16 protein-coding genes are annotated in these 19,138 nt (G+C 60.3%); 10 read left to right on the forward strand and 6 right to left on the reverse strand.

What is annotated here, in order from left to right:
• Positions 1-128: 128 nt before the first annotated feature.
• On the forward strand, positions 129-1,376 hold the full coding sequence (locus CK219_RS05380; RefSeq protein ID WP_095765738.1) for a diguanylate cyclase: 1,248 nt from the start codon (positions 129-131) through the stop codon (positions 1,374-1,376).
• A gap of 62 nt (positions 1,377-1,438) precedes the next feature.
• Complete coding sequence (locus tag CK219_RS32060; RefSeq protein WP_348628329.1) at positions 1,439-1,894, forward strand: HWE histidine kinase domain-containing protein; 456 nt, start codon at positions 1,439-1,441, stop codon at positions 1,892-1,894.
• Here CK219_RS32060 and CK219_RS05390 read toward each other — a convergent pair.
• The 3 genes from CK219_RS05390 to CK219_RS05400 all read right to left on the reverse strand — a co-directional run bounded on the left by CK219_RS05390 (position 1,866) and on the right by CK219_RS05400 (position 4,324).
• Positions 1,866-2,708 carry an alpha/beta hydrolase gene (locus CK219_RS05390; protein ID WP_095765740.1) on the reverse strand — a complete coding sequence of 281 codons (843 nt, stop codon included), beginning with the start codon at positions 2,706-2,708 and terminating at the stop codon, positions 1,866-1,868. The genes CK219_RS32060 and CK219_RS05390 overlap by 29 nt on opposite strands.
• Before the next feature lie 47 nt (positions 2,709-2,755).
• A complete protein-coding gene (locus tag CK219_RS05395; protein ID WP_318012139.1) occupies positions 2,756-3,298 on the reverse strand; it encodes a hydrolase in 543 nt (180 codons plus the stop codon).
• Between the two features lie 111 nt (positions 3,299-3,409).
• A complete protein-coding gene (locus CK219_RS05400; protein ID WP_095765742.1) occupies positions 3,410-4,324 on the reverse strand; it encodes an alpha/beta hydrolase in 915 nt (304 codons plus the stop codon).
• Between the two features lie 240 nt (positions 4,325-4,564).
• Between CK219_RS05400 and CK219_RS05405 the strand changes: the two genes are divergently transcribed.
• From CK219_RS05405 to CK219_RS05430, 6 genes are all read left to right on the forward strand, one after another.
• A complete protein-coding gene (locus tag CK219_RS05405) occupies positions 4,565-5,917 on the forward strand; it encodes a histidine kinase (protein ID WP_176476938.1) in 1,353 nt (450 codons plus the stop codon).
• 14 nt (positions 5,918-5,931) lie between these two features.
• The gene (locus tag CK219_RS05410) at positions 5,932-6,246 is read left to right on the forward strand and encodes an ATP-binding protein (protein ID WP_176476939.1); all 315 of its coding nucleotides are present in this window, start codon (positions 5,932-5,934) and stop codon (positions 6,244-6,246) included.
• Between the two features lie 4 nt (positions 6,247-6,250).
• On the forward strand, positions 6,251-6,898 hold the full coding sequence (locus CK219_RS05415; protein WP_095765745.1) for a response regulator transcription factor: 648 nt from the start codon (positions 6,251-6,253) through the stop codon (positions 6,896-6,898).
• 196 nt (positions 6,899-7,094) lie between these two features.
• On the forward strand, positions 7,095-8,030 hold the full coding sequence (locus CK219_RS05420; protein WP_176476940.1) for an AraC family transcriptional regulator: 936 nt from the start codon (positions 7,095-7,097) through the stop codon (positions 8,028-8,030).
• 429 nt (positions 8,031-8,459) lie between these two features.
• The gene (locus CK219_RS32065) at positions 8,460-8,879 is read left to right on the forward strand and encodes a phage integrase N-terminal SAM-like domain-containing protein (protein WP_245340418.1); all 420 of its coding nucleotides are present in this window, start codon (positions 8,460-8,462) and stop codon (positions 8,877-8,879) included.
• Positions 8,880-8,920: 41 nt separating this feature from the next.
• Positions 8,921-9,223 (forward strand): hypothetical protein, encoded by a 303-nt coding sequence (locus CK219_RS05430; RefSeq protein WP_245340419.1) that lies wholly within the window; start codon positions 8,921-8,923, stop codon positions 9,221-9,223.
• Positions 9,224-9,413: 190 nt separating this feature from the next.
• Here the strand turns inward: CK219_RS05430 and CK219_RS05435 are convergent, their stop codons facing one another.
• On the reverse strand, positions 9,414-11,699 hold the full coding sequence (locus CK219_RS05435; RefSeq protein ID WP_245340406.1) for a mechanosensitive ion channel family protein: 2,286 nt from the start codon (positions 11,697-11,699) through the stop codon (positions 9,414-9,416).
• Positions 11,700-11,878: 179 nt separating this feature from the next.
• Here CK219_RS05435 and CK219_RS05440 point away from each other — a divergent pair, with 179 nt between their 5' ends.
• Positions 11,879-12,091, forward strand: coding sequence for a glycosyltransferase (locus CK219_RS05440; protein ID WP_095765748.1), 213 nt, complete (start codon positions 11,879-11,881; stop codon positions 12,089-12,091).
• Positions 12,092-12,112: 21 nt separating this feature from the next.
• Positions 12,113-14,995, forward strand: coding sequence for a trifunctional glycosyltransferase/class I SAM-dependent methyltransferase/polysaccharide deacetylase (locus CK219_RS05445; RefSeq protein ID WP_245340407.1), 2,883 nt, complete (start codon positions 12,113-12,115; stop codon positions 14,993-14,995).
• 60 nt (positions 14,996-15,055) lie between these two features.
• On the opposite strand, the gene CK219_RS05450 is transcribed toward CK219_RS05445, so the two are convergent.
• Both CK219_RS05450 and CK219_RS05455 read right to left on the reverse strand, forming a co-directional pair.
• Positions 15,056-15,736, reverse strand: coding sequence for a redoxin domain-containing protein (locus CK219_RS05450; RefSeq protein WP_095765750.1), 681 nt, complete (start codon positions 15,734-15,736; stop codon positions 15,056-15,058).
• A gap of 19 nt (positions 15,737-15,755) precedes the next feature.
• Positions 15,756-19,055, reverse strand: a complete 3,300-nt coding sequence (locus CK219_RS05455) for an adenylate/guanylate cyclase domain-containing protein (RefSeq protein ID WP_141245304.1) — start codon at positions 19,053-19,055, stop codon at positions 15,756-15,758.
• Positions 19,056-19,138 lie beyond the last annotated feature (83 nt).

A 19,138-nucleotide genomic window follows, 5' to 3' on the forward strand; every position in this document is an offset into this window, starting at 1 on the left:
GGAATACGTCATGGCTAGAAATGAAATCTTCAGGATAATTTGACAGGCTGGGAATTTGCGGGACCCAGGGTGGGGTTCGAACGGGTGATTAGGAGAAAGCGCAAGGCCTCTCGACTGTGTCAGACCTCATGCACCTCGATGCGCAGGATGACCCTGCCCTAACTGCTGAAGTTGACCGGCTTCTGGCGCACCGAACGCGCGATATCCGCCTCAAAGGTGAAATCAAGCGTCTGTTTCGAGCACGAGTCTGGCCGCAAACGGCGAAGATCATTCGTGCCTGGATGATCTGGGTGGCCTTGTTGGATCTGCTGACGCTGGCGCTCAACATGCTGATGCTCCCAAGCGCAATCGCGCAATCTATGCTTCTGCCTGGAGCTATCATCCCGCCCGTCGTCGTCGCAGTGGTTCTAGCATGGCGAAAGCCGCGCCCCTCCTGGTTCGAAGGGGCTTCACTGATTGTAGGTATGTTACTGATTTTGTTGTCGGTTGCGTTGGTCGGCGTAAGCGCTGGCGGCGAGTTCTATGAACGGCAATTGAACGTCATGCTGTTCGTGGCCATCACAGCCATCATCATCTTCGGCATCCCGCTGGCCTGGACGGTCGCGATTGCCGCGCTGGCGCTCGGACTGTATCTGGTATTTCAGGTGCAGAATCCGGCCATCGAGCATGGGAGCGCCGTCGCTGGAACGCTGTTCTTCGCCAGCGGTATCTTCGCGACGGTCGCAGCACGGCGCATCATCACAATTCTCGCTCAGAAGACTTTCCTGTTTGAGCTACGCGACCGGCGCAGGGTCGCCGAATTGGCTAAAGCGAATGATCGACTGGAATTGCTGGCGAAGACCGATCCGCTCACGGGCATCGCCAACCGGCGCTGGATGACTGAGACGCTTGACCACCTGTGGGGAAATGACAAACGTTGCCTCGACGGTGCGGCAATGCTGATGTGCGACATTGATCACTTCAAGAAGCTGAACGATCACCTCGGCCATTCCGAGGGTGATCGCTGTCTGGTGGAGGTCGCCAATATTATTCAGGAGAACATCAGGCGCGATCGTGATTGCGTGGCTCGCTACGGTGGCGAAGAGTTCCTCGTGCTCCTGCCCGGGGTAACCGAGGAAGAGGCCGTCTCTGTAGCTGAGCGGGTTCGTAGGAGCATTGAGGCCGCCGCTTTGCCCAACCCCGGATCCCGCGTCTCGCGCAGCGTCACACTCAGCATTGGCGTGGCAGTTCAGACTGCTGACGAGGCCATTTCACCGGAGCAGTTACAGCGTCAAGCGGACGCCGCACTCTATCTGGCCAAGCAATCCGGCCGGAACCGGGTGCTGCTCCACAGACCCGACCCGGCGGTTCACAAACATATCCGCTCGACGCGGTGAGGCCTCGAGTGAGGTCCGCAGTGCGACGTTCCAGAATATCTTTGCATTTCGATCTACGTGGGTTGAACGTAGCGTCTTCACCACATGCAGCGCGCGGTTCGCTGACGATCGCCCGTGCGCAAAATGCCGGGCAGATTATCGGCGCATCGAAAGTCGCCCGGGATATCACGGCAACGAAGGAGCACGAGCATCGCATTCGAATGTTGATTCGCGAAGTCAACCACCGGGTCAAAAAACCAATATTGCGTCATTCCTCGATGATCAGGGAAACCAACAAGCGGCGCAATCCCACAGCTTTCGAGCGGCAGGTTCGTGAGCGGATCATGGCTCTGTCACGCTCGCATGATCTCCTTGTTAGCGGCGACCGGAAGGGAGTGACGGTTTTCGAACTTCTGCTGTCGCAGGCCGAGCCGTTTGGGAGTGAGGGACGAATCTCCATGTCCGGACAGTCGGGCGCTGATCGCCGGCGCCTGAGGTTGATCATCGATTTCAAAGACGTTCGTCGACCCAACCTTTGATGTCGGCCATGACCACCTCTTTATCCTTGTCATTGAGGAGGTCATGGAAATGGCCGTCATACAGCTTCAGCGTCCTGTCGACGGCGCCGGCGGTGTCATAGAAGAGTTGGCTGCCGCTCGGTTTCGTCGCCTTGTCGGCCGTGCCGTGGAGGATGAGCAAGGGCAGCTTAATCAGTGGGAACTGCTCCTTGAGCTTCTCATCGGCGCGAACCATCTCGGCAATTGTTTTGGTCGGCTGGGTTTCATGGGCGATGAGTGGATCGGCATTCATAGCCTCGACGACGGCCGGATCGCGAGAAAAATCCTCGTTCTTGAGGTGCAAGACATGCGCGTGTGGCGCGATGTGGCTAAGCCCCTTGAGCACCGCAAGGGCGAAGTCGGGCGCCGGCACCTGGAACGCGAAGCTCTCGCAGATCAGCCCCGCCAGCCCAGCTTGGTTTTCCAGCGCGTAGAGGCAGGCGACCACACCGCCTGCACTGTGTCCGAGCAGAAACACCGGCAGACCGGGCTCCCGCGACTTGGCGATCTCCACGACACCCGCGACGTCGCTCACATAGTCGTCGAAACTGTCGACACAGAAGCGCTCGCCATCCGACCTGCCGCGTCCGCGCAGGTCAACGGCATAGACGGCCAGCCCGTCGCCTATGAACTGCTCGGCCACCCAACCATAGTAGCCGCTGTGCGAATTGAACCCGGGGACGATAACGACGACGCCGTTCGGATTGGCGAATGGGCGCCACGACCGAAAAGCTATCTTCAAACCGCCGCGGCTCTCGAAGCGATCATCGACGGGGTTGAGGACTTCCTGGTTCATTTTCTTCTCCCGTCGAGCGCGAAGCTGAGGCTTTCGGAGATATCGGCTCAATGTCCTTCGACCGCGAAGACGATTTCCGCGAAGGCCGGAACCGTCTTTTCGCGGAGCCAGTCGCGCTGCAGTTCGCAGGCGAACTGAACCCAGCTGACGGGCACCGCCCCTGCTTGCAGAATGCGTTCGAGCCCGGCCCGGTGTGCCTCCATGGAGGTGCCGCCGACGGCATCGACCACTGCATAAACCTCGAAACCGTCGCGCAATGCATCGAGCGCGGGAAAGGCCAGGCAGACCTCGGTCCAGAGAGCGGCCATAACGAGCTTCTTTCGGCCGGTTGCCCTGACAGCGTCGGCAAAGTCCTTGTCTTCCCATGCATTAATCGCGGTGCGGTCGATCGCTTCAACGGCCGGGAAGATGTCGCGCAGTTGGTGAATGAGAGGCTGGTTGCGACCGGTATTGACGTTCACTGTCGTCAACACGACAGGTACATCATAGAGTTTCGCCGTCTTCGCCAGCGCTACAATGTTGCTGACAAGGGTCCGCCGGTCCATTGACACTACGGAGGTTACCTGGACCGGTTGATAGTCGATGATCACGACGGCGCAGTTGCTGGGTGTTAAGAGGTGGTCCTCGACTGGATTGCGCGTGGGTCGGCTTGCCATGGGTCTGTGGCTTCAGGTGCTGTACTTGGCCATGTTGCCGGGCAGCTATCTGGCGAGAAAATCCGTGACCAGCTTTATCGTGGCGTCGGGATTCTCCTCCATGATCCAATGTCCGGAGCCGGGTATGATCTCGGCGGTCACATCGGTTGCGACAAAGCGCAGAACATCCGCCTGACCCGCGCCGAAGGATTTTTCGGCACCCAGCGCCAGCACCGGCATGGCAACCTTGCCGCCCTTTTCGACGAATTCCTTGTTGTCGGCCGCATCCTGGTTGAACGCGGCGAACTGCTCGAAGGCATCGTGCATAGCACGCGGTCGGGCGTAGAGCTTCGAATAATGCTTACGGGTCGCTTCATCGATGGCCTTGGGGTTCGCCGACAGCTCATTCCAGAAGCGATCGAGATAGATGCGCTCTCTGCCCGCAACCAATCGCTCCATGTCGGGGCCGCGGAAGTTGAAGTGCCACAAGAGCGGCAAGCGGATGATGTTTTCCCAATCGCCGATGCCTGGCAGCGGCGCATCGATGACGGCCCAGCGTATGACGCGGTCGCGATACTGGGCGACGAAGGCATAGCCGACCATGTTGCCGATATCGTGGGTGACGAGATCCACCTTGTCGATCTTCAGATGATTCAGGATGCCGGCAATGTCGAGCGCCTGGTTTTTCTTGGTGTAGCCGGTATCTGGATGGGCCGAGAGCCCCATGCCGCGCAGGTCCGGCACGATTACGGTATGGTCCTTCATCAGCCTGGCGGCGAGCGGCGCCCACATGTCGCCGCTGTCGCCAAAGCCGTGCAGCAAGAGCACCGCAGGCCCCTTGCCGCCAACTCGGACGTAAAGGCTGGTGCCGTTGGTGTCGATCGACTGCGCCTTAAATTCAGACGGAAAGGGGACAATCCGAGCCGACGCCGGCAACGTAAGAAGCATCACGCCTAACGCCGCTATCACTATCTTGAGCATGTTGTTCTCCCGAAGCTTTGAGCATGTGAACCGAGCTGTGTCGGCCCGGCTGACGACCTGGCCTCGGGAACAATAGGTTTCGTGCTCCTATTGGATTGCTCGAATCTGACCTGGATTGAAGGAAGCAGCCCTTTTCTCGCGCCGCCCTTGCGCGCGGACGATTTTTTCGTTCCGAGCAAAACCAAGGGTGATAGGCTGTTGTCCCACGGTCGAGGGCGCGTCATGGACAGAAGTGGGGGAATGGTTGACGATGCTGGCGCGAAGCTGAAACTGCTCGAGCAAGAACTTGCCCATGCGAGGAGCGAGCTCGATGCCAGCCGGAAGATTTCAGCTCAGCTCACCGAAGAGAAGGAGGCACTTCGTATCCATGCGGACCGGCGGCAGTGGGAGGCGGGCTTCCGGCTGGCGACTGATACGACACCCGGATTGATCTGGTTCGGCCGAGCGGACGGTTCGGTCGAATTTCTGAACAGCCAATGGTGTGCCTACACCGGGCTCAGCATGGAGGAGGGGTTGGGCTGGAACTGGGTAAGCGTCATCCATCCGGAGGATCTCCCCGGCCTAATCGAACATTGGGGCGAGATCATCAAGTCGGCACGTCCAGACGAGCATGAAGCGCGGATGCGCCGGTTCGACGGCGCGTATCGATGGTTTTTATTGCGCTGCGCGCCGCTACTCGACGAGTCGGGCGCCGTGATTCGATGGTACGGCACGAATACGGACATCGAAGAGCGTAAACGCGTAGAGCAGGCGCTCAGTGCTTCAGAAAATGTATCGCGTGGCCAGGCCGAGGCACTCAAGAGCACGCTCGATGCACTGGCGATGGAACCCGTCGCCGACAAGTTGGTGGAACACGTGCTGCGCATCATCACCGAGCAATTCGGAGCTCATAGCATCAGCGTCTGGCGACGGGATCCCGCGACTGGAATGATAGGCATCGAGATGGCCTTCGAAGAGGGCCGGGTGGTAACCAGCGCCGATCCGCGGTTCGCCGGAATGGACAAATGGCTGCCGATGGAAGAGCGCTGGCCTTGGCCGGAGGTCTTTCGTACGGGTAAGCCCAGCCTCATTGAAGACATCCGCACGGTCCCGGCATTTTCTCTGCGCGATCGTCTGCTGCCGATGGGCATTATCACTGTGTTGCTGGTGCCAATGTTCGTCGCTGGCCATCTTGAAGGGGCGATCGGTCTTCGCTTTGTCGAGAAACGGGTGTTTGGCACGGAGGAGATGGACCTTGCTCAGGCTTTGGCCAACCAAGTGATGCTGATGATCCAGTTCGCGCGCCTTTCCACTCAGACCCGCGAAACGGCCGTGATCGCGGAACGCAATCGCATCGCTCGCGACATACACGACACTCTTGCCCAAGGGCTGACGGGCGTGATCGTGCAGTTGGAAGCCGCCGAGGACGCAAACCTGCGGGGGCTTTCTGCGGAAGCTGGAGAGCATCTGGACCGCGCCCGCCGCCTGGCTCGCGAAAGTCTTAACGAAGCCCGGCGTTCAGTACACGCGTTGCGTCCGCAGGCATTGGCCGACAGCAATCTCAGCGGAGCGCTGGCGGAGTTATTCACGAAGATGACGCAGGAACGAGCCTGAAACTGGATTTCGCGGTGCTTGGCGCACCACGATCACTGCCTCCCGATTCGGAAGAGAATCTGTTTCGTATCGGCCAGGAGATCCTTACGAACGCCTTGCGTCATGCACGGGCGAAACTGGTTGTCGCCAAGCTGATCTTTTTACCGGGAGAAGTCTGCCTTGATCTGACCGATGACGGACGCGGCTTTGATCCTTCGAGCAAGAATGATGGATACGGTTTGCTTGGAATCAGGGAGCGGGTCGAAAGAATAGGCGGTCGGCTCGTTGTTCAAAGCTCAGCGGCGAAGGGCACGGCCGTGCGCATCACCTTGCCATCGCAGAAGGCTTGACGTCATGAGCATTGCTCCCGAAAACACGCCAGCCGCCAAGATCAGGGTTCTAATTGCTGACGACCACGTAACAGTGCGCGAAGGTCTGGCGGCAATTATCGGCCGTCAGCCGGACATGCTGGTTGTCGCGGAAGCCGCAACCGGCCGTGATGCCGTCGATTTTTGGCGGCAGCAGCATCCTGACGTCGTGCTGCTCGACCTGCGTATGCCGGTTCTCGACGGTGTCGCGGCAATGGGCGAAATCAGGCAGCAGGATCCTTTTGCGCGCGTTGTCGTTTTGACGACCTTCGACACGGACCATGAGATTTCCCGCGCCATCAAAGCCGGTGCCCGTGGCTACCTGCTGAAGGACGCTCAGCGGGAAGATCTACTCGACTGCATTCGCAAGGTTCATGCAGGCGAAATCTGTATCCCGTCGCTGCTGGTCGCAAAGCTTGCAGCTGCCGTCAGCAGCGAAGAACTCAGCGGCCGCGAGATGCACGTGCTGACGCTGCTGGCGCAAGGCAAGGGGAACAAGGAGATCGGCCTAAATCTGCACATCAGCGAAACGACTGTGAAGTCGCATTTACGCAGCATCTTCAACAAGCTCAATGTTCTAAGCCGGACCGAAGCGATCTCCGTCGCCAGCCGGCGGGGTCTGGTTCAGCTTTAGCAGATCACAGGCTCAAGGTCTTCTCGCGCTTCTGTCGGCGTCCCGGCTGCGCTTGCGGGCTTCGTTCGAAAGTATGAGTCGACGCCGGGCCATTGGAAGTATCGGAAATTCCACCGCTTCACCAATTTCGCGAGACCTCCGCGAAGTGCATCCTATCGGCATTGCAGGGACGTTGTGCTGCCGCGAGGGACAACCGGTGAACAGTCAAACGACCGATCGTTTAGGCGAAACGACGACGGGCTTCATGGCAGCCGCCGAGAAAAGGGTTGCGCACAGACAGATGCGATGCTTGACCGGCGTTAGTGTCGAAGTCGCCCACCTGCATGGTCCCGGTCGGCATCTGGAGGACCTAGGGTCAAACCGGCCGCGACTGACCGCGATCCTGGAGCAGATCGGCGGCCGCGCGGAAATGCTTCTGACGCCCTTCTGCCCGACCCAGTCCATGCCTCCCTCCGCGGGAGGGGCTGTCAGACATCTCACCTTCGTGCCAGCCGGGGTACCTCTCTGGCAGTTTACCCGACAGTGCCACTACCTCCGCCGGCTGGTCGTCGATTTCGATCTTCCTGAACTGGCGGTACACTTCGGTGAAGCCTTCGAGTTTACATCCCGCCTTACGCCGCGTGTAATGTTCCACGACAACCGCCTCCTGGCTCTGGTTGAATTGCTGGCCGATGCCTGCATTCACACCCACCCAGATGATCGCCTCTATGGAGATAGCCTCGCCCTGGCGATATCGTACAATCTGTTCGGCTTGAGAGGGCAGGAGGAAAAACGGGGTGGACTTGCCCCCGCACGGCTCCGCCGAGTGACCGTGCTCATGGAGCAGAGTCTACCCAGAGCCATCCCTTTAAAGGACTTGGCCGATATGATCGGACTTTCCGAGGGCTATTTTGCTCGTGCTTTCAAGGCTTCTACAGGAATGTCGCCGCATCGCTGGTATCTTGCCGCGAAGATTCGAGAAGCACAAAAAGCGCTGCTTCAAACAAGCGACGCGCTGGCTCAAGTGGCACTTGCCAACGGATTTGCCGATCAGAGCCATTTTACGCGTGCCTTCAGAACGATCACTGGCTACTCACCCGGGGCTTGGCGCAGGAGCCATCCGACACAGGAATCCGATTTTGCCGCTGCCTAAGGCGCGATACATCGCGCCTGGGCGTCCTAACTTGCTCGATCGCGTATCGATCAAACAATAAGGCCGCCCCGGTTAGACCGGGACGGTTATTGATTTATGATGAAAGTGTTTGCGGGGACGGCCAGCCACTGAAACCGACATTCGCTGGTCGTCAGGTTTTGATCGTGGCTGTGAAGTCTGAAATGGCGCAGATATTCGGAAGAAGTCACCGCTTCCTTGTTTGTCATTTCGGCAGACCAAAACGAGTGCTTACCGCGTTATCGCCGCATTCCGAGCTTCACCAATCGTCGTCCGCTAGCCTCAAGGGACTGCCCTCCCAATGAATGTTCGAGATGACCGAATTGAAGCCCGAAGAACGAACCCGCTGCGCGGGATGGGCGCGTGGGGTGAGGTAGAGATCACGAGCCGGACGTCGCGCTCGCATTGAGGGTGGTTCGGCAGCGGCAGAGCATCACGGGCTTCTTCAACAAGGAGCCTGACCATGCCTATCCTGTTCTTGATGCACCTATCAGTCCACTTCGTCAGCGGCTGATCGACGACATGAACATGCGGCGTTTCTCACGGGAGACGCAGCGCAACTATCTGGGCGACATCGGACGCCTGGCGACGTTCCTCGGGCGTTCACCAGACACAGCGACCACCGACGACCTGCGCCGGTTCCAGATCGAGCAGCAGGACGACGGTGTTCCCGTGCCGAGGATGAACAGCATCGTGTCGGCGCTGCGCTTCTTCTTCACACATACGGTCGATCGTCCCGATCTGGCGACGGGCCTGCGCAAGAGCTACGAGCAGATGGAAGTGTTGAAAGGCATCGACTTCGAGATGGCCGCTGGCCAGAGATCGCGCTGATCGGCCCCTCGGGCTCGGGCAAGGCCACCTGCCTGCGCTGCCTGAGGAGCCGAGCGCCGGGAAATCCATCTCGATGGCGAACGGATCGGCGTCAACCGCGGCCGGCCGATGAACGATCGCCGTTCGCCCCGCAACGCGCCGAAATGGGAATGGTCTTCCAGCTGTCCAATCTCTGGCCGCATCTTTCGGTGACGGAGAACGTCGCGATCGCCGTGCGCAAGGTGCGCGGGCTTCCCGCCAGGGAAGCGAAGGAGCTGGCGCTGGAGATGCTCGCCAAGGTCCACATGACCCACCGCGTCCACGACGAACCAACCTCGGCGCTCGATCCGGAACTGGGTGCATGAGGTGCTGAAGCGGCCGGCAGGACGAACTTGCCGTCGACCTGCTTGAACTGGGCTCATTTCTCCTCCAGCCTCTTTCGAAACATCACCGAATGCGGCAATGATCGGTCCGAGGGACACGGAAAGAAAGAGTATCCCTGCCACGGGCGATACGCGGAAAGCTGTACTGTGACTCGCAGGTGTCACAGCTTTCCTACTCCGTTGTGTTGGCTTTTTTTCTGCGCCGATTGGTGTGCGACTGCGCGACGGCCACTTTCAACTCGGGTGTGATCTCCAACGGCGCGTTCCCATGTGGGTTCTGCAGCCCCTCGACGTGGACGGTCGGGAATGGGAGTTCGATGCCCTGCTCCTTGAAGACCTGGCGGAGACGTACATAGAATTTGCGTTTCATGTTGAAGGCGCCTCCCGGTCTGGTTGTGGCCTTGACCCTCAATACGATGCCGTACTCGCCGAACTCCTGTACGCCCTGCATTTTGATCGGTTCGAGCACCCAGTGTTTGAACTCGGGATCTTCCGCCAGTTCGAGCCCGATCCGCTTGATTAGCTTGCGGGCGAAGTCGATATCGGTGTCATAGCCGACGGTGATATTGAATTTGTCGATAACCCAGTCACGGCTCTGGTTCTGAACTGCCCCGAGTTCACCGAAAGGTATCGTGAACAGCGGACCACGATGGTGGCGCAACTTCACCGAGCGCAGCGAAAAGCTTTCCACAGTACCCTTGTAATTGCCCGAGGAAATATATTCGCCGACACGAAACGCATCATCGAGCAGAAAAAACACGCCCGAAATGATGTCCTTGACGATGGTTTGTGCCCCAAAGCCCACCGCGACGCCGACGACGCCAGCGCCAGCGATCAGCGGGCCAATCTGGATACCCAGCGAGGCGAGCATCATAAGCACCGCCATCACTATGATCGATGCGAGCAGAATGTTCTGGAGGATAGGCAAGAGCGTGTGCAGCCGCGCCTGCTGCGGATCGAGGATCGGGACGTCCTCGTCGCCGATCACAGGGTGCGGTGTTACGATGCCCAGCTTTCGTTCGATCAAAGCTTTGATGATCGACCAGCCGAAATCGGCTGCGAGGGCAATGACCACGACATTGATCAGGCCGCGCAATACGACCGTGGTCGTCGTATCGCTGTCCCGCATCGACTGCATGTCCAGGCCCCAGACACGCGCGAGAAAATAAGCCGCCGCCAGGATCAAGATCATCCGGACTCCGCGGTCGATGACAGCGATCGTCACCGCCGGGATCGTAGGCCGGCCAGCATCCTCCGAACCCGGCCGCAGGACGAAATTGACCCCGCGCTGCGTCAGCACGACCGCCAAAGGCAGGAAGAATGCGGCGAAGGTAAACCAGAATAATATATTGAGGCCGGCGATGCGCAGCAGGAACAGAACGACGAAATAAGCAGTCAATAGCCATGTCGCTGCCGTGTGGCCGCTTTGGTGCGCACCGTCTCGCTGTGTTCTTGGTCGACGCCAAACCGCAAGCAGCAAGAGCAACAGCAGTACGAAATCGGCGCCCGTTGACAGGACCAGCATTCCGTCCCGATCGATGCCGAGACCCGGCAAGAGGATAAACGCCGCGCCGAAGAAGGCGAAGACGCCGACGATCCGGGGTACCCAATAGAACCAATGGTCGGCCGTTTCGTTGGTGATCGGCAAAGCACGAACCTCGACGGCGTTCTCGACTTTCATGAAGGAAGGGACGAGCATGGCTGCGAGGTACATGCGCACACCCGCCGTAACGACCGCAGCCATCAGAAATGTCAGCACGATCTCGCGGATAAGCATTGGCCAGTCGAACAACATGAACGCGCCGGCGCTGCCCAGCGCGAACGATACGATCAGCAGGCTGGAATAAAGCGTGCGGCCGCCAATCTTCTTGGCTCGCCCAATCGGCGTATCCTTCGACTGCGCGATGATCCAAAGACGAAACGGACGGGTGAGCCTGTACATTGCCCAGGTGAGCGCCACGCCGGCGGCGATGAAGATCGCAATCAGCATGAATACGCCGGCAGAGCCCTTGCTTGACATATCGTCCATGGTCTCCGTGCGAACGCGCGCGAACTGACCTGGCAGCAAGGGCACGGTTCGCGCAATTCTTTCGATATGATGCTTGATCCGATCGAGCGTCGAGGATGCCATCGTATTCATCTGGCCCGGTGCGGCCGCGGGGTCGGACGATATGTCGGCCGGCGAAGCTCCCGCCTCGGCAGGCGCTCCCGTCGGCCCGGAGCCCTGCTTTCGCTGTTCGGCCACCCAGGCCTTCACTGACGGATCGTCGAGAAGCTCGAACAGCTGTTTGACCTTTTCAGGCGGGACGGCCGCCGGCGCCTGTGCCTGTACCGGACCGGCCAACAAGAGGGCGATCCCAAGGACGAGCGGCCCGGCAATCACCGCCAGCAGTGCCGTCAGATCTCCGAAATGTCGTGCCGGGCGCGCCAGATACCCGGCTCCCAATCGTCGATTCATGAGTGGCATCGTGGTTTAACCTTCCCTCAAATCGGCAGGCAACGACGTCTATGTCCCCCCTTACTCCTACCTTGAAGAAGCCGAAGTTGTGGTGCAAGACTTCATCGTTCCGAGCTAGACCGTTGCGCCGGGCACGTTTTTGACATTCGCCGACTCTTGCCGAAGAAAACGAAAGCTCGATGATCCAGGACAATGCTACCGCAGGCGGTGTGATACCGATGTTCGATGCCAAGAAAACCATCGGCGCAACGCTTGCCGGCATCCGCCGGAAGACCTACCAGGTACTGGATATAGTCGTGATGGATGATGGGTCGACGGACGGTCGATTTGTGACGGCCTGCGCCGAGAAAGACCAACGCATCCTGTTCCACCTTCGAACTAGGCGCGGGTAGGACGGCGTGGCGTCTAATCCTTTGGTTTCAATCGTGGTTCCTGCGCACAACGCGGAGGTAACGCTGGCGCGCGCGCTCGATTGCCTTCTCGATCAGGAAATAGTGGATTGGGAGGCGATCATCGTCGACGACGCCTCCACGGACCGCACCCCCGCTATCATTGCCGGTTATGTGGAGCACGATGCCCGATTTCGGGCGTTGAGGTCTTGCGCGTATAGCGCCGCCGGCGCGCGCAATAGCGGGATTTCGACAGCGCGCGGCCAATGGCTCATGTTTCTGGACGCGGACGATTGGGTGGATGCCAGCTTCCTTGCGAAAATGCTGGCCGCATTGAAAACCACGCCCGATGCAGTGGCCGCCTATTGCGGTTCTCGGCGCGTGATGCCCGATGGCGAACTCACCCCGTCGAGCATCTCAACTGAGGTTGCGATCCAGCCCTTCGAAACTTTCGCCCGCCGGTGTGCCATTCGCACTCACGCGCTGCTGGTCGACCGGGAGACAATTGTCGAGTTGGGCGGTTTCGATGTGTCGCTGCGCACCTGCGAGGACTGGGATCTGTGGCAGCGCCTCGCACGTCTAGGCAAACGTTGGGTGATGGTCGACGAGCCGCTCGCTTTCTATAGCGTCAGCCCCAACTCGCTCTCCCGCAATTCGACGCAGATGCTGGCAGATGCGGAAATCGTGATCGCCCGCGGCTTTTCTCCTGATCCCAGGGTCAAACACCCAGCATCGGCTCACGCCAATGGAGCGATCGAGGCGAACGGCCGCACCGCTTCCCAGGCACTCGCGTGGTTCGCACTGTGGAACGCCGCGTCGGATTGCGGCGGCGGCTCGCACTCGATCAACCCGCAGTCCCTGCGCGCGCTCCCGGCAGGACGTAAGTGGGCGCGTGAGGTCGCCAAGGTGGTCTTCGATGGCCTTTTGGTAGGAAGCCTATCGGTGCCAACGCAACTGGCTGCCAGATGGGAGAGGTTCGGCGGCTCTCTCACCGAGCTGATCATCGAACTCGGCAAGATCTGGGACGATCCCGCTGCGGGTCGCCGCGTCCAGTATCACCTTGAGCAAATGCTTCTCGACTTCGACGATCTCGCCGCGCCGCGCAGACTGGCACGGACACTGGGAATTCGCGTCGACGCTCGAAATCCGATCTCGATAGAATTGCCGGAAGGAATCGACCAAATTTATGCCTATCTGATGGTGGACGGCCGGATCGGGGCCCGCGTGCAGTTCGGCGCGCTCGGGAAAGTGACAAGGAGCCATTGGATTAAGCTGGCCTCGCAGAGCGGCGTTGCCGACGATTCAAACCTGTCTGCAGCCGAGGCGTCGTTGCCCATGGCGGAGCATCCGTCTGATCCGGACAGCCACTTCGGCGAACTCGCCCGATTGGTCGCTGAAGCGCAGGGGCTGGTTCGGTCGAGCGCCGAAATTACAGAGCCTCTTGCAGTGCCGCGCCGTCCACGGGCCGCGGATGACCACGACAATGATCGCACGTCGTTCTGGAATCGTTATTTCGCGACGGAGGACCCCTGGAACTACAGTTCACCCTATGAGCAGGAAAAATATGAGCGGCAGCTCGAAATTCTGCCTGCCGGTCCTATCGGACGGGCGCTTGAGCTGGCCTGCGCGGAGGGCCACTTCACGCGGCAGCTAGCGCCGCGAGTGGGCCATTTGACCGCAACTGACATCTCCGCCATAGCCATCGGGCGGGCGCGCGCGCGATGCAGCGATCAGCCGAATGTTGAATTCGGTGTGCTGGATTTCTCGGCGGACACGCTGCCAGGTGGGATGGATCTGATCGTCTGTTCGGAAGTGCTCTACTACCTGGATGATCTCGCCGAGTTGCGGCGTATCGCCAAGAAATTTGTTGAGGCGTTGGCGCCTGGCGGCAGTTTCATCAGCGCACACGCATTCGTACTCCGTGACAATGTTGAAAGGACGGGCTTCGACTGGAACACTTTCGGCGCACAAGCGATCTCAGAGACGCTGGCAGCGACTGAAGGCCTCGTCCTCGAGCAATCGATCCAGACCGAGCTCTATCGCATAGACCGCTTCCACCGCCTGTCACCAGACGACGTGGCGACGGAACCGATGATTGATCATGTGCCGATCCGCGCACCCATCGGTATTGGGGTCGCGCGAAATATCGTTTGGGGCGGGGCACGGGCCTTGCGCCGCGACGTCGCACGTAGCGAGCGGCGGCAGCGTATCCCTGTCCTTATGTATCACAGCGTCGCCGATGATGGTCCGGCCGCGCTCGCCCGTTTTCGGTGCACGCCCGCCGCATTCGAAGGCCAGATGGCATGGCTGCGTTCCAATGGCTTTCACGCGATTATGTCCGAGCAGCTGGAATGGTCCATTGCCAACCGCCACCCTTTCGTTGGCCGCCCAGTGCTCATCACTTTCGATGACGGCTTCCAGAACTTTGCCGACCATGCCTGGCCGACCTTGCGCAAGAACGACCTGACCGCGGAAGTATTCCTGGTGACGGACTTGGTGGGCAAAAGTGCCCAGTGGGACGCCCACTGTGGTCCGCCGACGCAGCTTATGGACGCCGGGATGGTGCGACGCCTCGCCGGCGAAGGTGCGTTCTTCGGAAGCCATCTGGCGACGCATCGCGCGATCGATGGTCTGTCGAGTTCTGACCTGGCCGCCGAGCTCCTGCGTTCTCGTATGTTCATCGAACGGTGGACCGGTCGTCCAACCACGACGTTCGCGGCACCCTTCTCTGTCACCGACCGACGGCTTGGCCGGCTGGCCAAAGAGTGCGGCTATCGGATCGGCTTCGGCGGCAAACACGGGCCGGCGGACCTCGATTGCGACCCCATCGACCTTCCGCGCATCGAGGTTCGCGGGGATCGCTCGCTCGACGACTTTGTTGCCACTGTCGAGGCCGTACTCGAATGAACGGTGAACAAACCTCTTCTGCTTTTTTGTCGGTGTCCGCCGACTACCTTTGTCGCAAGTCTATTGGGCGACCTGGGACACGGCTGACATCAGCTCCTGCGGGTTCGGCGCCCCAAACATGTATCGCCCACCCTCTGGGACTTCAGTGAAGCTCCAGCGGACGACCCCCTGACGGTCCAGCAGGAACTGACCGATCAGTTGTCCGTGACCCGTTGCCATCATCTGCTCGTCGGCCTCGGTCACTTCGTAATGGTCCTTCTTGTCGAGGAATTCGCTGGCCGCAAAAGGATCCATGGGAGCGGGCAACTCGCCTGGTATGTCGACCCGCATATCCTTTGCCGCTGTCATCGAGACCTTGTACGGCCAGTTCGTTTCGTCTTGGGTGAATTCGAGGTTGGGCAGTCCAAAGGCACGATGTGAAGCGCGTTCGGGGTCGGAAGCCGCAAGCAGATTCGGCATCGGGTGGTAGCGGAAATAGAGACGCGCCCGCTCAATCGGCGTGTTGACCACCGTCAGGCTTTCCACCCCCTTTTCGCGCAGTTCCGGATCAAGCCGCGCCTGGGCTGCGATATGGCGCCGGCAGAACGCACAATGGAGACCTCGAAACAGGCCGACCAGCACCGGTTTTTGTCCGCGGAAGTCGTCAAGCGCGATCTTGCCTTCCTGGGTGATGGCGTCGAGCACCACGTTCGGCGCACGATCGCCCGGTTGAAGCGGTACCAACTCAATACGCGCGGACATTTTTCAACCTCCCACCCGGCTAATCGAGAAAAGGCAGCACCACAAGCGCTTCCGGGTCGAGCCCGTGCTGGGCGCATATACCCTGCGCCAGGGAAAAGTAGCGCTCAGCCTCGGCCAGGTTGTCGAGGTCGAGATTAAGCGTTGCCAGACCATCATAGCACGGAAACAGCAGTTGAGGCTCACTCGTTTCGCGCGCTACGTCCAGTGCTTCTTGGAACAAGCCAACCGCCAGTTCCGGACGACCGTTGCACTGGTGGATCTGCCCAAGCACGATCAACGGCACCGGCAGGTGCTCGCGCTGGTCGAGCGCCCGGTCGATCTCGATGGCCTTCTCGGCAGCAGGCACGCCCTCCGTTGGGCAGCGATCCGTGAAAGTGCAACAAGCAACCGCCAGGTTGGCGAGGAGGCGCGCCTGGAAGCCCAAATCACCAATATGGCGCGCCACTTCAAGACCGCGGCGACAGACCTTTATGGCCTGTGCCGGATCGATGGTCGTGTAGAGCACGCCGAGATTGGTGTAGCCGCGGCAGGCCGCGCCCAGCAGACCGGCGGCTTCGGCCAATTCGATGCTGCGCTCAATCTGACGCACGGCTTCATGGTCTCGCCCAAGGCGAGCCAGCGCAACAGCCTTGGTATTGAGTGCCTCGGCGGTCACAAGAGTGGCATCACGCCCCATCTCTGAGACATGCTCGGCTGTCAGAGTGCGTACGCAATCCAGCGCCGCGTCTGCCCATTTTGCCGCAAGAGCGTGATCTCCCCCACGAAACGCCTGTCGGCCACGTTCTTGCCAGAGATGCGCCTGCTCGACCGGGGCATCCGCGCCATCGAGAAGCGCTGCCGCTTCGGCATAACGGGATTCTGCGTGGTCCCGCTTGCCGACGTCCCAGAACAGCCGACCGATCTTGCGCAAAACTCGCGCCGAAGCGATGCGATCGGCGGACTCGCGATATGCCTGCAAGACCGTCTCGTAGTGCTGGTGCGCGATCTCGCGGCGGCCTAGCGGACCGCTCAAATCGGCAATGCGCTCTGCAATTGCCAGTTTGAGCGGTGTTTGCCCGACCGCGCCCAACGCAGTCATGGCTCGCTCGTAGAAACGAAGGGCGTCGTCGTTGGCATATATCATGCGAGCGCGATCGCCCGCCGCCTGCAGGTATTGCGCGCCCCTTTCCCGCTCGGCGCTCTGTGCGAAATGATGACCGAGCACGGTCAAATCCTCGAGCCGTTCCGGCTTGTCGCCGCACAGTTGCTCCAAGGCGGCACCGATCCGCCCGTGGATGTCGGTCCGGCGTTGCAGGAGCAGATTCTGATAGATCACGTCCTGCAGCAATGTTTGCGTAAAGCGGTAGCTTTGCGATGAGACCGAACCTGATCCGGCAACTTCCTCGATGATTTCCGCATCGCAAAGCAGTTCGCAGCCGGCTTCCAGGCGGCCTGGGTCGGCTGTCACGGCTTTTAGAAGTGTGGCATCGAAGCGCGGGCCGATTACCGCGGCTTCCTGGGCCAACCGTCGCACCTCTTGGGGCAGTCGGTCGACGCGGGCAAGCAACATTGCCTGGATAGTGGCGGGAATGCCGGTTGCGGCTTCGCCTGCCACCGTCCGCCATCGCTGGCCCTCGCGCACCAGAATACCGCGATCGATAAGGCCGCGAACAATCTCCTCTATGAAAAGCGGGTTGCCGCCCGCGCGCTCGAGGATCTGGTCGGGAAGTCCTCCTGCGGTGTTTACCCAGCTCTCGCCGAAAAGCGCCCCCAGCAGGCTGCGTCCGTCATCACCGTTGAGCGGCGAAAGCCTGAGCGCTGTGTGACTGACCCGACTTGAGTCGAGCTGGTCGTTGTGCGGCGCCGGACGATGCGTGACCAGCAACATCAACCGCGTGCGTTCCAACCTGTCCATCACGAACCGCAGTGCCTCGAGCGACACGGCGTCGGCCCAGTGCAGGTCTTCGACGACAATCAACAGCGGCGACAACGCAAGCCGCCGTTCGATGATCGTGCGGACCGCGTAGAGAATTTGCCGCCGCAGTTGCTCGGGCTCGACATGCTGCAAGGTGGCGTCGGGGTCGCCAAGGCCAAGCACATGGTAGAGCAAAGGCATCAGCCGCTTCACCTCCTCGCCCTGCAGGCCGAGATCGGTAAGCAAGTCTGCGAGCTTGCCCCGCATTTCCTCCCCACTGTCGTTTTGCATCATCCCGGCAGCGCTGCGCACCACTGCACCCAAAGCGCCGAATGATTGTTCGCCAAGCGGCGAGCACGTGGCCTGCCGCACGGTGACGTTGCGAAAACGATCCTCGTCGCCGACGCGGGCGACGAACTCCCTCACCAGCCGCGATTTCCCGATACCGGCTTCTCCGACAAGGCGGACAAGTTGGGCCGAGCCGCCGCACGCCTGATCAAGGCTGGCCAGCATTCTATTGAGCTCCGCGCCGCGGCCTATTAGCGGCGCGCTCAGGCCGAGCGTCTCGAGCCCACGCGCTGCACGCGGCGCCGCAAGCGGTCCATCCAGTCGGTGGACTAGCACGCTGCCAGCCTTGCCGCGAAGCACGACATCACCCAGCGACTCGTAAGCAAAGGCATGCCGGGTCAGCCTGTGAGTGAGCTCGCCAACCAGCACCTCACCCGGTGCGGCCAGCGATTGCAGGCGTTGCGCCGTGTTCACCGTATCGCCGGTCACCGAATAGGATTTGGCGGTACCGATGCCCAATCCCCCAGTAACGACCGGACCAGTGTTTATGCCGATGTGAAGCAACAGAGGCGAGCCGGAGTGGGGAGCGCTTTCGCCGAGCCGTGCCGTCCGGGCCATCATGTCGAGAGCGGCGCGAAGCGCACGTTCCGGATCGTCCTCATGCGCGACCGGTGCACCGAACAAGGCAAGCAGTGCATCGCCGATGAACTTGTCGACGAAACCGCCAAAGTTTCGCACTGCCGCTGTCAATTCCTTGAACAGTTCGTTCTGCAGCGTTTGCATGACCTCTGGGTCGAGCTGCTCGCTGAGTGTGGTGAAGCCGCAAAGGTCGGCGAACAAGACCGTTACCGTCCTGCGATCGGCGTCAGAGACGGGATGCAGCCCGTCTTCGCTTTCGATGTTTGCAAGCAGCGACGGAGTTCGAGAAGGCGGCACAATGGTCCGGCTTGGTGTCGGATCAGGCCGTTCGACGGCTTTTGCCGGCGCACCGACGCTTGTCCCACATTTCGGACAGAACTCGAAATCAGGTGCGCAGACGTAGCCACAACTGGAGCATGGCACGGGCTGGCGCCTGCCACACCTCGGACAGAAAGCGTAACCATCCTCAACCTCGAAACCGCAGCCCGCGCAGTCCATCGAACAAGACCTCACCAGGGGCCGTGACGGCGTGATCTAGCTACGCACTTCACGGCCGGGTATTCACACAAGGATGAACCGAT

It is taken from the genome of Mesorhizobium sp. WSM4313 (assembly GCF_002294725.1).
Taxonomy (GTDB): Bacteria; Pseudomonadota; Alphaproteobacteria; order Rhizobiales; family Rhizobiaceae; genus Mesorhizobium.